The organism is Helicobacter sp. (assembly GCF_029067145.1).
In the GTDB taxonomy this organism is placed as follows: domain Bacteria; phylum Campylobacterota; class Campylobacteria; order Campylobacterales; family Helicobacteraceae; genus Helicobacter_D.
In genome coordinates, this window is record NZ_JAIEFA010000038.1 from 26754 (window position 1) to 42072 (window position 15319).

The following is a 15319-nucleotide window of genomic DNA, read 5'->3' on the forward strand; positions in this document are numbered from 1 at the left end:
ACAAATGGACACACTAGACAAAGAGATTTTACAGAATCTCAAAACAATCTCCCTTTCTATGTTTCGCAAAAATTTCTTTGGAATCTTTCACGGCTCAATTTCTACAAAACTAGAAGAAGGGCATTTTTTGATTAATAAAAAAGATGCAATTTTTGACGATTTAGATGAAGAATCACTAATTATGCTTTATCACAAAAGGGATTACCGCTGGAATGACGCGAGTATGGACGCTTTTATTCATTCTCTCCTTTATCAAAACATTCCTAATGCAAAATACATTGCCTATGGAATGCCCCCTTTTACCGTTTCTTATACTTTGACGCATAATAAAATCGTTCCCAAAGACTATTTTGGCTACAAAATGCTTGAAACATTGGAGGTTTATAACCCTAAAGACTTTGATAGTTGGTATGAACGCGCCGATGTAGAAATCAACCGCTATTTCAAAGAAAGCGGTAAAAAAATTATGGTAATTCGTGGCTATGGAGTTTATGTTTATCATCGTGATTTACAGGTTTTATCTAAGCTTTTTGCTCTTTTGGAAAATACTTGCAAAATCTTGCATTTTAGTAGCTTACTTGAGGGAAGCAAACAAACACAAGACTTGTTTGATATTTAGAGATTTGTTTGCAATTCGCAGCAATCCACAATATTGCACAAAGCAGAATCTCTTATGGAATCTCATTTCCTTTTCTTCCTAAACTCTTTTCTTAGTCTTGGCATATCAAGGAAATAGAATCTTAAATAACCTCCTTTATACCAAGTTTTATCTGCTTGCATTAAAGCAAGTCCTAATTTGTAAGTAAAGCATTCTTTTTCTTTGAGTGCTTGTTCATAATCTGTATAGGATTCTAAAGGAGGAAGTTTTAATTTAGGATTCTTTGCAACTTTTGCTTGATATTCTGCAATCTCTTTTCTATGAGATTCTTTGATATAAGATAAAACATAAGGCATTCGGATATATCCCCACAAGCTTTTAGCGTTTAGAATCATTGCAGAACCTAGTTTGTAAGCCAAGTGGGAGTGGATTCTATCTTTTGCTACAAGATAAATGCTAGGGATTGGCTTTCCTTGAATGATGACTTTTTCTTTGGTGGCTTCTTTAGGAGGTGGAGACTTTGTCAATCGCATTGTCAAGCAATATTCCTCAATAATTTCTTTGATAACTTTCACATCAGGGATAAGAAAATCAAAATTATATTCCGATTCCACAATGATATTTGCGTGATTAAATGGAATCTCATAATCCCACTTGCCGCCTTTAGCTAAGAAAAAATCAATCAAGTTAAAATAAGGAATAGTGTAAGAATGAGGGCTCAAAATCACAGCCTCACTCTTTTCTGTGTAGCAATTTGTCTCATCAAATGCACAACAACTTTTATCATCTAAAAGCAATGGGGTATTAAGAGTGTTAAACAAACGAATCAGTGAGCTGCTTTTAGAAATTTGGTGGTTTTGCGTCATCACGCGAATGCTAGAATAAACATTATAAACGCTACACTGATTTTTAGGTTTCCCATTATTCCACGCGTGGATTCCAAGCAGTGTCCAACCCTCACAATTTTTGGGGAATTGAAGCTTTATGCCTTTTTGAAAGGGATAAGCTTCCTCGCAAAATGCAGAATTTTGCAAATTAATAAGGTCAAATCCTCCTCCTGCAGAAGTCTGCATTTCTCTAGGTGTTAAGATTCTAAATTCTGGATTTGCATTGCAAGGGATTTTTTGTTTGGGGGCTTTAAATTCATTAAGGTTTTGAACAATCTTTTGTCCAAAATAATTCATCAATCTTGCCATTTGGTGTGCTCCAAAGATTCCATAAAATCCAAATATATTTTCTTTAATATAATGTCCTTGCATATCTATACAATTAAAGCCATAGCGATTTGCGCAGATTCTATGTGTATTATCAATTGCCGTTGCATTCTGATAAAGACTTGGATTATAAGGCAAAAGTAAAATAAGCACTTTTTTCTTTAAACGATACAATTCCTCATAAAGCCAATGGATACTAGAAAGAATAATTGAAAGAGGGACAAAACTATATCCGTGATGATTTGCAATCTCATTAATATTGCTTTCTGTAATAATTAAATCTGCTTCCCGCAAAGATTCTTGGTTTCTTTCTCTTTTTAATTCGTAAAGATTTTGCAGAGAAATAGAAGAGCCTAAAGCCAAATTTGTTAGCTTTACATTCTCTCCTCTCAAACCTTTTTGCAAGCCATTAACCATTACAGAATTGCTACCACCTAGCAAAACGATAGAATAATCCTTTGTCATTGATAAGCCCTTATAGAACACGAATTTACGCCTGTTTGGAATAAATTATACTATAAGGTTATGTCAGGTTGTGTCCTTGTGAGATTCTTTCATTTGGATTGCTTCGTCGTTTCATACCTCGCAATGACAGGTTAATATGCATCATTGCGAGAAAATTTGAAAAATTTTTGTGGCAATCTATAATTTTGGATTGCTTTAAAGATTCCATTGTAGAATCCATTTATGCGCACTTAAAGAGCGCATTGAACACTTAAGAAACCCCAAGCACAAAGCCTACAAAAATCACTAACGCTAACAAAAACGCACTTAAAAGGCGATTGGTCCAAAGTGTGCCAAAAAACACAAGTAGCAACAAAGCAATTTTCACAACATCAACGAGCGCAAACTCACTCAATAGCTGCGTAATATCACGCGTAAAAAACGCAGTTGCATACACAATCGCCCCAAGCATTGCCTGTGTGCTATAAGTTAAAAAACGATAAAATCTACCATCTTGATTGCCAAGTATGGAGTGATTAGCAAAGAAAAATGGCGTGATTCTGCAAATAAAAATACTAACCGCCGAAAAGATTAGCAAAATCCAAAACAAACTCATCTTTGCCCCCTTGTTGCGCGTTTTCTCTGCGCTTCATCATAGACTAACATCACAAATCCTATCACAAAAGGTAGAATCAGCAGATAAAATTTTGGGCTAAAAGCTATCATAAAGGGCGCGAGAATGAAGCCCCAAAAATAGCTTCCCACTTCTTTAAGGTTTGGATAATGCTTCGCCGCAAGTCCCGTGAATTGCAGAGGCAGAACAAGAGAGACGATTTGCTTAAGCTCGGGCGAACTAAGAGCCGCTCCTGTGCTATACCCTATACCTGTGCAAATGAGCGAAACAATCCATATTGGCAAGCCAAGCCCCAAAAAATAAGCAAAAGGCGACTCATTCATTTGTTTGAACTTAGAAACACAGCCACTAAACACAGAGGGACAAATCAAAATGCTAGAGAGTGAGAGCCAAAAAAGATTGGTGCGCTTTAAATAAGGAGCAAGTGTGGCAGACATTAGCAAAAATCGTGCATTCATCGCTAGAATCAAGGGAATCAAAATATAGCCATCATAATAACTCTGCACAAGCAAAAACTGCAAAGGTGTCGAAAATACAAAAAGTGTCGTGGATAGACTCTCAAAAAAACTTAAGCTATTTTCAAACGCATTCGCACCAATGGAAAGATAGAGAAAAATAAAAGAAACACCAAAAATAGAGGAATCTTTTATCCCATCAATGAAATAATTTTTTATCATACTGCAACTCCAACGCCAACCAATCTAGCATATCTTTATTATCAATGTTATACATTACTTTTCCTTAGTATTTATTTTTATTTATCCCTTATTATGGATAAGCAAACATTCTAACCAAAACCCTTGCTTAAAAACAAGTTTTGTCCGCCACAATATTGGAGGATTTAAAACTTAGCAAAAATCTGCTACAATTCTACTCATACAAAACAATGCCAAAGGAATGAAATGAAAGTTTTATTATTACAAGATGTCAAAGGTTTAGGCAAAAAAGGCGAAATTTGCGAGGTAAAAGACGGATATGGAAGAAATTTTTTGGTCGGCAAGGGATTGGCAGATTTTGCGACTAATGAAGTGATTAACCGCTACAAAGCAGCGCAGAAAAAGGCTGCGGAAATAGCAGCAGAGGAAAAATCTTTAATGGAAATGACTGCAAAAAAACTCTCTGAAGTCGTTGTGAAAATTGTGCAAAAAGTTGGTGCAAACGGCTCACTTTATGGAGCAATCACCAAAGAAGACATTGCGGAATCTCTAGCAAAAGAACACCGCCTAGAAATAGACAAAAAAACGATTGAACTCAAAAGCCCTATCAAATCTACTGGTGTTTATGAAGTAGAAGTGAAATTAGGACACGGAATCTCTGCGACTTTAAAAGTAGATGTAGAGGCACAATAATGTTTGAAGCAACAACGATTCTAGCTTATAAAAGCGACAAGGGGGCAGTGATTGGCGGTGATGGGCAAGTTACCTTTGGGAACTGCGTCTTAAAAGGCAATGCAACCAAAATCCGCACACTCTACAATGGCAAGATTTTGAGTGGATTTGCAGGAAGCACAGCAGACGCTTTCACGCTTTTTGATATATTTGAGCGAATCTTAGAAAACAAAAAGGGCGATTTGCTCAAATCTGTAATGGAATTTTCCAAAGAATGGCGCAAAGATAAATATTTAAGGCGATTAGAAGCGATGATGATTGTGCTAGATAAAGAACATATTTTTATCCTTAGTGGAACAGGAGATGTTGTAGAGCCAGAAGATGGCAAAATCGCAGCCATTGGAAGCGGGGGAAACTATGCTTTAAGTGCCGCGCGCGCATTAGATAGATTCCACAGCACATTAGAGCCCAAAGAAATTGTATTAGAATCCCTCAAAATCGCTGGAGAACTCTGCATTTATACAAATACAAATATCAAAATTTTAGAACTTTAAGGAAAGCAGGAAAAATCGTGGAAAATATGACAGCAATGACACCCAAAGCCATCGTAGAATATTTAGATGAATACATTATCGGACAAAAAGACGCCAAAAAAGTCGTCGCAATTGCGCTTAGGAATCGCTACCGCCGCTTGCAACTACCCAAAGAGATTCAAGAAGAAGTAATGCCTAAAAATATCTTAATGATTGGCTCAACAGGCGTAGGAAAGACAGAAATTGCAAGAAGAATGGCAAAAATGATGGGCTTGCCTTTTGTCAAAGTAGAGGCTAGTAAATATACAGAAGTAGGATTTGTCGGGCGCGATGTAGAATCTATGGTGCGTGATTTGGTTGTGGCATCTATTAATTTGGTCAAAGAAGAATACCGACACAAAAGCACAAAAGATATTGAAAAATATGTCCTAGATAAAATCATAGAAAAACTTATCCCTCCTCTGCCTAAAGGAGCGAGCGAACAAAAGATTGAAGAATACGAAAATGCAAGTAGTAAAATGCGCACCAAAGTGCAAAATGGGGAAATGGACCATTTAAAAATTGAGATTGAAGTGCCTAAAAGAGCCTTTGAGATTGAAGATGGTAATATGCCTGCTGAATTTGCAAAAGTGCAAGAAACGATTGCCAAAGTCTTTATCGCTTCTCCTAGAGAGAATCCCAAAAAAGAAGTAACAATCAAAGAAGCAAAGGAACTACTTAAAATTGAAGCAAGCGAAGCACTGCTTGACTTAGAAGCGATTAAACACGAGGGGCTTAAGCGCGCAGAAAACAGCGGAATTATTTTTATTGATGAGATTGATAAAGTCGCTGTTAGTAGCAATGGACAAAGTCGCCAAGACCCAAGCAAAGAAGGCGTGCAACGCGATTTACTGCCTATTGTGGAAGGTAGTGTCGTGAATACCAAATATGGCAGCATCAAAACAGACCATATTTTGTTTATTGCCGCAGGAGCATTTTCTTTGAGCAAGCCTAGTGATTTGATTGCCGAATTACAAGGACGATTCCCCTTGCGTGTAGAGCTAGATAACCTAGATGAAGAGGTGCTTTATAAGATTCTAACACAGACAAAAAATTCTATTTTACGACAATATGAAGCACTTTTGAATGTAGAGGGAGTTACTTTAAAGTTTAGCGATTCTGCTATTCGGGCATTAGCGCATTATTCTCAAATCGCAAATGAAAAAACAGAAGATATTGGGGCAAGACGACTGCATACGGTGGTAGAACAAGTGATAGAGGAAATTAGCTTTGAAGCAGAAAATTATCAAGGACAAGAAGTAGAAATTACTGAATCTCTCGTGGCAGAGAAATTAGAATCCCTCGTAGCGGATTCCGATGTGGCGCGTTATATTCTATAAAAATCTTTGGAATCAATCAATTTGGAAAATCCTCATAATACTCTGATAGAAAAAACAGAATCCCAAAGGGTTTGCGATTCCACAAAAGCCGGATTTGTAGCCGTTCTTGGGCGTCCAAATGCGGGCAAAAGCACCTTTTTAAATACACTTTTGGGAGAAAAACTTGCTCTTGTCTCCCACAAGGCAAACGCCACACGCAAACGTATGAATCTGATTCTTATGGAGGGAGAAACGCAGATTGTTTTTGTAGATACTCCTGGAATCCACACACAAGAAAAACTGCTGAATCAATATATGCTTCAAGAAGCACTCAAAGCAATGAGTGATTGCGACTTGTTGTTATTTTTAGCTCCCGTTACAGACAAAATTCACTTTTATGAAGAGTTTTTAAATAACGCCAAAAAGCCGCATATTGTCTTGCTAACAAAAACGGATTCTGTTTCCAAAGAAGAGCTTTTAAAAACTATTAAAATCTATGAAAAATACCAAAAAGATTATCAAGCTTTGATTCCTGTTTCTATCAAAGACTTAGGAAGCTTAAAACGCGTGGTGGAAGTTGTGGCAAGACTTATGCCGCCAAATCCTTATTATTATGACCCTGAAATTCTTAGCCCAAATACCACTAAAGACATTGCAAAAGAGATGATTCGGGAAGCACTCTTTGATAATTTGAGCGATGAGTTACCTTATGAAAGTGATGTGCAAATCACATTATACAAAGAAAAACCACATATCCACCACATTAAAGCGACGATTGTCGTGCATAAAGCAAGCCAAAAAGGTATGGTGATTGGCAAAGGTGGCACGACACTTAAGCGCATTGGGCGCGAGGCGCGTTTGAAGATAGAATCTTTTGTCAGACAAAAAGTTTTTTTGGAGATTTTTGTAAAAATCGTTCCAAGCTGGTGCAAAGAACGCGAAAGTCTTAAAAAAATGGGGTATAATTTTGAGGATTAATTATAATAAACGGAGTGTTTATGAGAATTCTTAAAGTTTTTGGGTTATTTTTGACAATCATAATGGCGCAAGCCAATGACTTTGAATGGGTAAAGCTTTACAATGAGGGCGGCATTAAAGCAATAGAACGCAAGATAGAATCCGTAATTCAAAGTCGCACCTATTGGGAAGAGGCTTTAAAATCACAAGATACGAAGTTTGGGTATTATGAGGATTTGCAATATTTATTTATAGCAACCAAAAACAAACCGACTTTAAAGCTTTATTCTTTGGAAAATAAACAATGGAAGGAAAGACTTAATGTCAATAGTTTAGTTGGCTCTAAAGGCGGACATAAAGAAAAAGAGGGGGATTTAGCCACTCCTATTGGTGTTTATACACTCAATGCGCGTTTGACGAACTTAGACCAATATTATGGACCTCTTGCTTTTAGCACAAGTTATCCCAATCTCTTTGATAGACTTCAAAAACGTACTGGGAGCGGCATTTGGATTCACGGAATGCCTCTTAATGGCAATCGTGAGGAACTAAATACACGCGGTTGCATTGCGATTGAAAATGATATTTTAAGCTTGGCAGACAAGATTATCAATTACAGAGATTCTTTACTTATCACTTATAATGACAATATAAAAGAAGTGAGTAAGGACGATTTGAGCGCGTTGCTAGCTAATTTATATGCTTGGAAAGAATCTTGGAGAACAAATGATGTGAAAAAATATTTAGGATTTTATAGCCCTAATTTTGTGCGTTTTGACGGAATGAAATATAATGATTTCACACAAAACAAACAAAGAATCTTTGCAAAAAAAGAATCCAAACAAATTGGATTTTCTAAAATCAATATTGCACCCTACCCCAATGAAGAAAACAGAAATTTATTTAGAATCTCATTTTTTGAAGATTACAAAGCCCCAAGCTACAATTTTCACGGAAAAAAAGAACTTTATGTGGAGCTAAAAGATTCTAAAATGCAAATTTTAGTAGAGCAATAAAGAGATGGCGCAATTTTTTCCTCCTATTTCTGATATTTTTCTTTTTAAGGTTCAGCCTACGGAGGGGGAACTTGCTTTACTTCGTTTTCTTGAGGTTAATTTAGATGAACATTATGAAGTTTATTTTAATCCCTATTTGAATGGCGACCGCCCGGATATAATTATTTTAAGGAAAGAATGGGGAGCATTAATTATTGAAGTAAAAGATTGGAATCTTGAAAGCTATTTCATAGATGAGAACAAAAAATGGCGCATACTCCACCAAAATACACTTGTCAAATCCCCAATACGTCAAGTGTATAAATATAAAGAAAATCTTTTTGAACTGCATATTGATAATCTACTGAATTTAAAAATTAAAAATATAAAGTATTTCGATATTGTAAAATGTGCGGTATATTTTCACAAAGCAACAAAAGAACAAATAAATACGCTGATACAACCATTAAAAAATGACAAATCCTTGCGTTATATTGATTTATTAAGCAATGATTCCTTAACAAAAGAAAATTTTAATAAAATATTTTTCAAAACTCATTCCACCATTACTCAAAACAGACAATACTTTACAGATAAAATATACAATAGCTTCAAAAGAGTGCTAACACCAACATTTCATATGCAAAATGACGGAAGTTTCATAGAATACAACAAAAAACAAAAGGAAATCATCTCTAAGCCAATAAAAGAAATGAGGGTAAAAGGCGTCTTTGGTTCAGGCAAAACGACCACTCTTGTTGCAAGAGCAGTCAAGACCTATCAAAAACTAAAAATGGATAAGTTACACCCAAAGATTCTTATCTTAACCTACAATTTAACGCTTAGAAATTTTATACGCGATAAGTTAATTCAAGTGCATAGGGATTTTGAAATAGCAGATTTTACCATCATTAATTACCATCAATTCATCAAAGCAGAATTAAATAATATGGAAATTGAAATGGAAATACCCCACAAGAACAAGGAAGTAGAGGCTGAAGAATGTTATGATAAATACTACTCCAATGAACAATTATTTGCTAAAAATAAAGACAAAATTATCCCCTATGACGCCATTTATATTGACGAAATACAAGATTATAAACGAAGTTGGATGAATATTATCAAAGATTCATTTCTTGCTCCAGAGGGAGAATATATTCTCTTTGGTGATGAAAAGCAAAATATTTATGGTAATCCAATTAAAAATAAAGATATTATCACAAATATAGTAGGGAGACCAACAGAGTTAAAAATCTGCCACCGCTCAGATTCAAAAATTAGAGATTTGACACTAGAATTCCAAAAAACACTTTTTAACAAGAAATATGAACTAGACGATATGGTAAATGAAAAAATGAGTGGGGGGCTCTTTGAGAAAGAAGGATATATCAAATACACCTATTTTTTAAATATGCCTATTATCCCAACAATTTACGATATTATACGCGAAAATATATTGCACAAAATACATAATGTTTCCCCTAATGATATTACTATCCTTGGATACACTCTATCCTTATTAAGAGAGCTTGACTGCTATTATAGAATTCTATCAAGAGAAAATACCAAAACAATGTTTGAAACCACTGAAATAATGTATTTAAGCGCACTTTCAGATAATGAAAAATGGCTTGATGTGCTTAGGAATGAGCTAATAAAAAATAATTATCCTAGCAATGTAAAATTGTCAGACGAACAAAAGATAAAAATAAAAAATTTTACTGCTCAATTATTATCTATTGCGGAACTTTATGACAAATATCCAGAAAAAATAGAAAAATGCCTTAGTGAAAAATGTGAAAATTTTAAAATAGGATTTGATTTTTTCCTGTTCTTTTTAGAGACAAATGCAAAAGAAATTCAAGGTTTTAGAAATAAAGTAGAGAAAGCAAACTATGAAATTATACGCAGGAATAAGAAAATTCACTTTTGGATGAATTGTGGAATGCTCAAAATCTCAACCATTCATTCCTTTAAAGGTTGGGAAAGTCAAGCAGTCTTTCTTATTATAGAAGATAAAACGACAAAAAATGAGTTTGATGAGTTGCTTTACACAGGCTTGACAAGAGCAAGGGAGAATCTTGTTGTTATCAATTTTGGGAATGAAGAATATCATAAAATCTTAAAACCAATGTTTGATAAAGTCCATAAGCAATAAATTCATCTTGCTTTGCCCTAGTCTCGCAATGCAAAATATTCTTGCGAGATTCTACATTATTCATTACTCAATAATCTTAGGCACGATAAAGAAATTTTCCTCTGCACTTGGAGCATTTTTAAGAATCTCTTTAGCAATTTCAGGCTTAGATTCCACCTCATCTTGACGCATAGGTAATTTGGAATCTAGTGGATTAAAAGAAGCTGGAATCTCATCTAAATCTAGCTTATTAATATTTTCAACAAAATTCACAATTTCACTTAAATGTTTTTTTGTCTCCTCTAACTTCCCTTCTTCTAATGCAATTCCGCCTAACTTGGATAATCGGTTTAACAAATCTGTGTCAATTGTCATTTAATTTCCTTATAATGCTTAAGATAAAGCATAAAAATTTTAATTGCGCGTTTCAAAGCATATTCTATTTCGCTGTCCTTTGGAGCTTGATAATTAGAGTCCATTAAAGAATACATCCAATAAGGTTCAATCACAAGGTGAATCAGGATTCTTGCACATTCTTCCATTTCTTTTTTATCAATATCCAACCTCATCTTATCTTTATACGCTTCAATTCCTTTGATAAAAAAACAACTTAAAACATTGGAAGTTTGATTAAAAATTGTCGCAAACTTTGGATTATCATAACATTCTAAAAGCATTAATCGCATAAAAGCTATATTTTTAATATCAAGTGTTTCACGAATCAAATGCAAACCGATATTATAAAAATACTTTTCTACTTCCAAATTAGAATCCATACTTTGAACATAAATTTCATTCAAAGACTCAATCAAATCCCCTCCATTCAACTCCATAACTTTAGAAAATAAATCTTCTTTACTACCAAAAATATTATAAATCGTTGCAAAAGAACCGCCTGTTTGTCGAACAATCATCTGCAAACTTGTCTTTTGATAGCCATATTTTAAAAACAAGTCTGTTGCGACTTTTAGAATCTTAGTTTGCTTTTGTTGCATCATCTGCATTTGGATTTTATTTGTTTTTGTCAAAACCCCTTGCGATTCTTTCTTAACAATCTTTTTATTTGTTTTTTTTTGTATCCGCAACATTAAGCCCTTTTAAGATTTCACAAATCAAACAACACAAAGTAATCTATTTGACTTATAAACTAAAAAATTTATAATAATTTTACAAAAAAAGGACTTAATATCAACTGCATTTAAAAACTTTTAAATTATTATTTCTAAAAATTTTTAAGGAGTAGCAAGTGAAAAAAGAAACCAAAACTTACAGACCTAATGTCGCTGCTATTATCCTTTCTCCTAAATATCCCTTAACCTGTGAATTATTCATTGCAAGTCGGACAGATATTAAAAATGCTTGGCAATTTCCACAAGGTGGGATTGATAAATCTGAAACCCCAAAAGAAGCATTATTTCGGGAATTAAAAGAAGAGATTGGGACAAATAAAGTAGATATTATTGCGGAATATCCGGAATGGATTAGTTATGACTTCCCGCCACAAGTTGTCAAAAAAATGTATCCTTATGATGGACAAATTCAGAAATATTTTTTAGTGCGACTGCAAGAACAAGGAGAGATTGATATTGACACAGAAAAACCAGAATTTGACGCATACAAGTTTGTAAGCGTCAATGATTTGTTTAATCATATCACCTATTTTAAACGTCCTGTTTATAAGCAAGTTTTAGAATACTTTAAAAGAAAGGGGTATTTATAATGTTAATCGTTCAGAAATACGGAGGAACAAGTGTTGGAGATTGCGAAAGAATCCAAAATGTCGCAAAACGCGTCATTGAAGCAAAAAAAGCAGGCAATGGCGTAGTAGTAGTTGTTTCTGCAATGAGCGGAGAAACAGATAAACTATTAGGTTATACGAAGTTTTTTTCTCGTTTGCCAAATGTCCGTGAAACCGATATGGTGCTAAGTGCTGGAGAACGCGTTACAAGTGCGCTTTTAGCGATTGCATTAGAAGAGTTGGGTTACAAAGCCATCTCTTTAAGCGGGAGAGGTGCTGGAATGATAACAGACGATTCTCATACCAAAGCACGGATAGAATCCATTGACACTGCACGTCTAAACGACTTGCTCGCCAAAGACTATATTGTCGTTGTTGCGGGATTCCAAGGCGTTACACGTGAAGGGGAAGTTACAACGCTTGGACGCGGAGGAAGTGATTTATCCGCAGTCGCGCTTGCAGGTGCATTGCAGGCAGATTTGTGCGAAATTTACACCGATGTAGATGGTGTTTATACGACTGACCCGCGCATTGAGCCAAAGGCTAAAAAGATTGATAAAATTAGCTATGATGAAATGCTAGAACTCGCTTCTATGGGCGCAAAGGTGCTTTTGAATCGCTCCGTAGAAATGGCAAAAAAACTCAATGTCAATCTCGTTACAAAAAATAGTTTTAACCACAATGAAGGAACATTAATCACAAAGGAAGAGGAAATTATGGAACACCCAATTGTAAGCGGAATCGCATTAGATAAAAATCAGGCAAGAGTAAGTATTTGCAATGTAGAAGATAGACCCGGAATCGCGGCAGAGATTTTTGGTGCATTGAGCGAGGCAAATATTAATGTAGATATGATTGTGCAAACTATCGGGAGAGATGGCAAAACCGATATAGATTTCACAATCCCTGAAGTAGAACTAGAAAACACCAAGCGCGTATTAAAGTCTTTTGAAAGCAATGTAGAAAGCATTGATTATGATAGCGACATTGCCAAAGTCTCTATTGTAGGCGTGGGTATGAAATCTCATAGCGGCGTAGCGGCAAGGGCATTCCAAGCACTCGCAGAGGACAATATTAATATTATGATGATTAGCACAAGTGAGATTAAAATCTCTATGGTGATTCGTTTAAAATACGCAGAATTAGCGATTCGCACTCTACACAATGTGTATGAACTAGACAAATAATCCATTATGCAAGATTTATCTAGCTGGACATTGCAAGCTTTGCGCTATGACGCAAGCCACCCAACTTGGCTTGAAGAGCGCAAATTTGAGTGGATTCCATTAGTCAAACGCGCCTTGCAAAGAATCTTTAATGGCGAAAGTATGATTTTGGTAACCGATAGAGAAAGGGAATGGTTTAGAGACTATGTGATAAGCTCTATTAACAAAACTAACAATCGCCCCTATGTGCCAATCATCAGCATTCACGCACTTTTTCCCCAACTAGACAAAACGCACAAAGACGAAACAGAAATTTCTTTGATTAACGATTATTTGGACAATGTCTTTTCTCAAAAATATTTTTTCTGGTATGTAGGACATAATGACACAACGCGGGCAAAGCTCGCATTAAGCCACGAAGATGGTTTTTTGTGGATATTTGATACGCGTTTGCAAAATAGCTTTACTTTACAATCCACAGATTCTCTTGTAGATATTCGCCTAATGCAAATGTATAGAATCTTTAATTTAACCTTAGAAGCCGCAATGTTTGGGCGCGTAAGCTTAGAATAACCTAGGATTTTTATGCGAGATTCTAACGCAATTTCTACTCTAAATCCCTCAAGCGATTCCAAACTTGGACGCATTTTGCTAGTTAATCACCCTATTAGTGCAGCAAGTGAATACTATGAAAAGCAAAATCCACAAAATTATCGTCTCTTTTGTGCAGAAGAATTAAATATTGAAATTTCACGCGCAATTATTGATGAAAGCTATATCGCAAGTGAGGAAACAAAAACCATTTTGATTGCCGCAAATTCTTTCAATGTTTATGCGCAAAACGCTCTTTTGAAAATCTTAGAAGAACCTCCAAATAGCGTTCTTTTTGTTCTTTATGCTAGAATGAAATCTCTGCTTCTCCCGACAATTCGTTCGCGCCTGCCCATACTCAATCACACAAACAAGCAAAAATTACCCCCTTTTGACTTGGATATTCGCACGATAAATTTAGAAAAAATTTATTTATTTTTGAAAGAAAAACAAAAGGAAATGAATAGTACAACCCTCAAAACAGAGATTCAAAGCCTTTATTTAGACGCATTAAAAATTGGCTTGCACTTCAATATCAAGGAAACAGAAATGTTTGAACGCGCGCTGATATGGGAGGAGCAACACGAAAAATCACACTATATACTTTTAGTTTTGCTCTTATTAATCTTGCGCAAGAAAAAACAAAATTTTGCTCGTCAAAATTTTTGATAATTCAAAAGGACAAAAATGGCATTTGTGCAGTATTTAGAAAATTGCGAAAACGAACTGAAAAATCTCCATTGTGAGGATATAGGTTACCAAATCTTGCGCAACAAAACAAAAACCTTTTGCTTCTCTATCCAATCCTTAAAAGCACCTGCGGCAAATATTTTAAAACAAGAAGCTTTAGCGGCTGGTGCAGATTTTGCCTTGCCAAAAGATGCGATTCTTTACCAACGAGAATTTTACAATGGAATCTTGATGCTCAACCTCTCACAAAGCAAAGCACTGCTAAAAAAACTTAAACTGCAACCTTTTGGATTAAAACAAGTGGCACAAGATTTGGAATCCCACCTTAAATTTCATCACTTCAAGCCTAAAATTATGGGGATTATCAATGCAACTCCTGATAGTTTTTATCAAGATTCTAGGAAAAATGCGCAAGAGGCAAAACTAAGAATCCTAGAAATGATACAAGAGGGAGTAGAAATCATAGACATTGGCGCAGCAAGCACACGACCGGGCAGCGCTTGGGTAAGCGAGGAGGAAGAAAAAGCGCGGTTAAAAGAGATTTTGGACTTTATCAAACAAGAAAAAATCAACGAAAAAATCACCTTAAGCATTGACACCTACACTCCAAATGTTGCAAGAATGTGTTTAGATTGCGGCTTTCATCTTATTAATGACATCACAGGATTCACCAAAAAAGAAATGATTGAGGCTGTGCGCGGCTATGATTGTGAATGTGTTGTAATGCATATGCAAGGAAACCCAAAAGAAATGCAAAACAATCCACATTATCAAAATCTATTTGTAGAGATAGATAGATTTTTCAAAACACAAATAGAGGCATTAGAAAAATCTGGAATCGCAAAAATTATCCTAGATATTGGCATAGGATTTGGCAAAACCTTAGAGCACAATTTGGCACTTATTAAGCATTTAGGACATTTTTTGCACTTT

The 15319-nt window shown here is 35.3% G+C and carries 17 protein-coding genes; 12 read left to right on the forward strand and 5 right to left on the reverse strand.

The window, feature by feature from the left end; genetic code table 11:
* Positions 1 to 4 precede the first annotated feature (4 nt).
* Positions 5 to 619 (forward strand): class II aldolase and adducin N-terminal domain-containing protein, encoded by a 615-nt coding sequence (locus K2N75_RS04275; protein ID WP_297679965.1) that lies wholly within the window; start codon positions 5 to 7, stop codon positions 617 to 619.
* Positions 620 to 681: 62 nt separating this feature from the next.
* Here K2N75_RS04275 and K2N75_RS04280 read toward each other — a convergent pair whose 3' ends face one another.
* From K2N75_RS04280 to K2N75_RS04290, 3 genes are all read right to left on the reverse strand, one after another.
* Positions 682 to 2277, reverse strand: coding sequence for a hypothetical protein (locus K2N75_RS04280; RefSeq protein ID WP_297679966.1), 1596 nt, complete (start codon positions 2275 to 2277; stop codon positions 682 to 684).
* Between the two features lie 250 nt (positions 2278 to 2527).
* Entirely contained in the window at positions 2528 to 2872 is a 345-nt protein-coding gene (locus K2N75_RS04285) for a hypothetical protein (RefSeq protein WP_297679967.1), read from the reverse strand.
* Complete coding sequence (locus tag K2N75_RS04290) at positions 2869 to 3567, reverse strand: AzlC family ABC transporter permease (protein ID WP_297679968.1); 699 nt, start codon at positions 3565 to 3567, stop codon at positions 2869 to 2871. Before K2N75_RS04290 ends, K2N75_RS04285 begins: the two co-directional genes overlap by 4 nt.
* Positions 3568 to 3792: 225 nt before the next feature.
* On the opposite strand from K2N75_RS04290, the gene rplI reads away from it, so the two are divergent.
* The 6 genes from rplI to K2N75_RS04320 are packed head-to-tail and all read left to right on the forward strand — an operon-like array spanning position 3793 to position 10222.
* On the forward strand, positions 3793 to 4239 hold the full coding sequence (gene rplI / locus K2N75_RS04295; protein WP_297679969.1) for a 50S ribosomal protein L9: 447 nt from the start codon (positions 3793 to 3795) through the stop codon (positions 4237 to 4239).
* A complete protein-coding gene (gene hslV, locus K2N75_RS04300) occupies positions 4239 to 4772 on the forward strand; it encodes an ATP-dependent protease subunit HslV (protein ID WP_297679970.1) in 534 nt (177 codons plus the stop codon). The genes rplI and hslV overlap by 1 nt, the downstream gene beginning before the upstream one ends.
* Before the next feature lie 35 nt (positions 4773 to 4807).
* Positions 4808 to 6130 carry an HslU--HslV peptidase ATPase subunit gene (gene hslU, locus K2N75_RS04305; RefSeq protein ID WP_297679982.1) on the forward strand — a complete coding sequence of 441 codons (1323 nt, stop codon included), beginning with the start codon at positions 4808 to 4810 and terminating at the stop codon, positions 6128 to 6130.
* A 45-nt stretch (positions 6131 to 6175) separates the two neighbouring features.
* Complete coding sequence (gene era / locus K2N75_RS04310) at positions 6176 to 7087, forward strand: GTPase Era (RefSeq protein ID WP_300120043.1); 912 nt, start codon at positions 6176 to 6178, stop codon at positions 7085 to 7087.
* A 20-nt stretch (positions 7088 to 7107) separates the two neighbouring features.
* The gene (locus tag K2N75_RS04315) at positions 7108 to 8082 is read left to right on the forward strand and encodes a L,D-transpeptidase family protein (RefSeq protein ID WP_297679972.1); all 975 of its coding nucleotides are present in this window, start codon (positions 7108 to 7110) and stop codon (positions 8080 to 8082) included.
* Positions 8083 to 8086: 4 nt separating this feature from the next.
* The gene (locus tag K2N75_RS04320; RefSeq protein ID WP_297679973.1) at positions 8087 to 10222 is read left to right on the forward strand and encodes an NERD domain-containing protein; all 2136 of its coding nucleotides are present in this window, start codon (positions 8087 to 8089) and stop codon (positions 10220 to 10222) included.
* Positions 10223 to 10285: 63 nt separating this feature from the next.
* On the opposite strand, the gene gatC is transcribed toward K2N75_RS04320, so the two are convergent.
* Together gatC and K2N75_RS04330 are read right to left on the reverse strand one after the other, a co-directional pair.
* Positions 10286 to 10576, reverse strand: coding sequence for an Asp-tRNA(Asn)/Glu-tRNA(Gln) amidotransferase subunit GatC (gatC, locus tag K2N75_RS04325; RefSeq protein WP_297679974.1), 291 nt, complete (start codon positions 10574 to 10576; stop codon positions 10286 to 10288).
* Complete coding sequence (locus K2N75_RS04330; RefSeq protein WP_297679975.1) at positions 10573 to 11289, reverse strand: TetR/AcrR family transcriptional regulator; 717 nt, start codon at positions 11287 to 11289, stop codon at positions 10573 to 10575. The genes gatC and K2N75_RS04330 overlap by 4 nt, the downstream gene beginning before the upstream one ends.
* A gap of 158 nt (positions 11290 to 11447) precedes the next feature.
* Here K2N75_RS04330 and K2N75_RS04335 point away from each other — a divergent pair, with 158 nt between their 5' ends.
* From K2N75_RS04335 to folP, 5 genes are all read left to right on the forward strand, one after another.
* A complete protein-coding gene (locus K2N75_RS04335; protein WP_297679976.1) occupies positions 11448 to 11921 on the forward strand; it encodes an RNA pyrophosphohydrolase in 474 nt (157 codons plus the stop codon).
* Positions 11921 to 13126 carry an aspartate kinase gene (locus tag K2N75_RS04340; RefSeq protein ID WP_297679977.1) on the forward strand — a complete coding sequence of 402 codons (1206 nt, stop codon included), beginning with the start codon at positions 11921 to 11923 and terminating at the stop codon, positions 13124 to 13126. Before K2N75_RS04335 ends, K2N75_RS04340 begins: the two co-directional genes overlap by 1 nt.
* A 6-nt stretch (positions 13127 to 13132) precedes the next feature.
* On the forward strand, positions 13133 to 13678 hold the full coding sequence (locus tag K2N75_RS04345) for a HobA family DNA replication regulator (RefSeq protein ID WP_297679978.1): 546 nt from the start codon (positions 13133 to 13135) through the stop codon (positions 13676 to 13678).
* A gap of 12 nt (positions 13679 to 13690) precedes the next feature.
* Positions 13691 to 14365 carry a DNA polymerase III subunit delta' gene (locus K2N75_RS04350; protein ID WP_297679979.1) on the forward strand — a complete coding sequence of 225 codons (675 nt, stop codon included), beginning with the start codon at positions 13691 to 13693 and terminating at the stop codon, positions 14363 to 14365.
* A gap of 18 nt (positions 14366 to 14383) precedes the next feature.
* Positions 14384 to 15319 (forward strand): dihydropteroate synthase (gene folP, locus K2N75_RS04355; RefSeq protein WP_297679980.1); only part of this gene is annotated, 936 nt, incomplete at its 3' end.

What these genes read in the sequence shown, in the direction of transcription:
- K2N75_RS04275 (WP_297679965.1), top strand. Translation starts at nt 5, where the DNA reads ATGGACACACTAGACAAAGAGATTTTACAGAATCTCAAAACAATCTCC.
- K2N75_RS04280 (WP_297679966.1), bottom strand. Translation starts at nt 2,277, where the DNA reads ATGACAAAGGATTATTCTATCGTTTTGCTAGGTGGTAGCAATTCTGTA.
- K2N75_RS04285 (WP_297679967.1), bottom strand. Translation starts at nt 2,872, where the DNA reads ATGAGTTTGTTTTGGATTTTGCTAATCTTTTCGGCGGTTAGTATTTTT.
- K2N75_RS04290 (WP_297679968.1), bottom strand. Translation starts at nt 3,567, where the DNA reads ATGATAAAAAATTATTTCATTGATGGGATAAAAGATTCCTCTATTTTT.
- rplI (WP_297679969.1), top strand. Translation starts at nt 3,793, where the DNA reads ATGAAAGTTTTATTATTACAAGATGTCAAAGGTTTAGGCAAAAAAGGC.
- hslV (WP_297679970.1), top strand. Translation starts at nt 4,239, where the DNA reads ATGTTTGAAGCAACAACGATTCTAGCTTATAAAAGCGACAAGGGGGCA.
- hslU (WP_297679982.1), top strand. Translation starts at nt 4,808, where the DNA reads ATGACACCCAAAGCCATCGTAGAATATTTAGATGAATACATTATCGGA.
- K2N75_RS04315 (WP_297679972.1), top strand. Translation starts at nt 7,108, where the DNA reads ATGAGAATTCTTAAAGTTTTTGGGTTATTTTTGACAATCATAATGGCG.
- K2N75_RS04320 (WP_297679973.1), top strand. Translation starts at nt 8,087, where the DNA reads ATGGCGCAATTTTTTCCTCCTATTTCTGATATTTTTCTTTTTAAGGTT.
- gatC (WP_297679974.1), bottom strand. Translation starts at nt 10,576, where the DNA reads ATGACAATTGACACAGATTTGTTAAACCGATTATCCAAGTTAGGCGGA.
- K2N75_RS04330 (WP_297679975.1), bottom strand. Translation starts at nt 11,289, where the DNA reads ATGTTGCGGATACAAAAAAAAACAAATAAAAAGATTGTTAAGAAAGAA.
- K2N75_RS04340 (WP_297679977.1), top strand. Translation starts at nt 11,921, where the DNA reads ATGTTAATCGTTCAGAAATACGGAGGAACAAGTGTTGGAGATTGCGAA.
- K2N75_RS04345 (WP_297679978.1), top strand. Translation starts at nt 13,133, where the DNA reads ATGCAAGATTTATCTAGCTGGACATTGCAAGCTTTGCGCTATGACGCA.
- K2N75_RS04350 (WP_297679979.1), top strand. Translation starts at nt 13,691, where the DNA reads ATGCGAGATTCTAACGCAATTTCTACTCTAAATCCCTCAAGCGATTCC.